Annotated in this window: 1 protein-coding gene; it reads right to left on the bottom strand. The window is 45.0% G+C overall.

Features of this window, described 5'->3' with window-relative positions:
- The coding region (locus IEV86_RS17515) for a zinc-binding metallopeptidase family protein (protein ID WP_229734727.1) at positions 1-624 on the bottom strand (624 nt) is incomplete at both ends.

Here is a 624-nt window from a genome sequence, read left to right as displayed (position 1 = left end):
CTTCCCCCTTTGGTTCTTTTGCCGTGATGGTCATCCGGTAGCTTTGCAAAAGATGAACGGTGGTTTGCTGTATGAGGAGAGGCAATACATGAAATGTGTACGGTTTATAGACTCGTTCTGTCCATTTATGGCCGTCTTTTCCGTACACGCCCATATTAATGGATGGAATATTCAGCTTGCGTATGTCTTTGAACGGAATGGTCCCAATCATATTCCACCCAGGGAAGTTCCTGATAAAAGAATCAATTTCGCCATCGGTTTCGTGCAGTGATAAAAAACTGCCGTCTGCCAAGTAGGGGAAAAACTTTTTGAAGACAAATGTTTCGCCTGTCGATTCAGCGGTTTTGTCAGCCGCTTCTTTAATCACATGCTGCAAAAGCTGATCTCTTGCGCTATCTTCTTTCAAATAGTTATGCGGCAGGTAAGGAGGTGCGTAAAATAGAATGACTTTTGCGCCTTGATCGGGGTCAAGCTTTTGAAGCTCTTCGATTGCCTGAAAGCATCTCATGCGAAGTTCAAGGTGCTCGTTGGCTTTGAATGTCTGCTCGATACACTGCTCGGGATCTATTCCCCGGTTTCTCAGCTTTTCTAAGTATTGCTCCAGGCTATACACTTGAATGCCCC

Source organism: Cellulomonas carbonis, from assembly GCF_014636275.1.
GTDB lineage: Bacteria > Actinomycetota > Actinomycetes > Actinomycetales > Cellulomonadaceae > Actinotalea > Actinotalea carbonis.
Note: the sequence above shows the minus strand (reverse complement) of the source record. Positions and strands in the feature narration are given on the sequence as shown.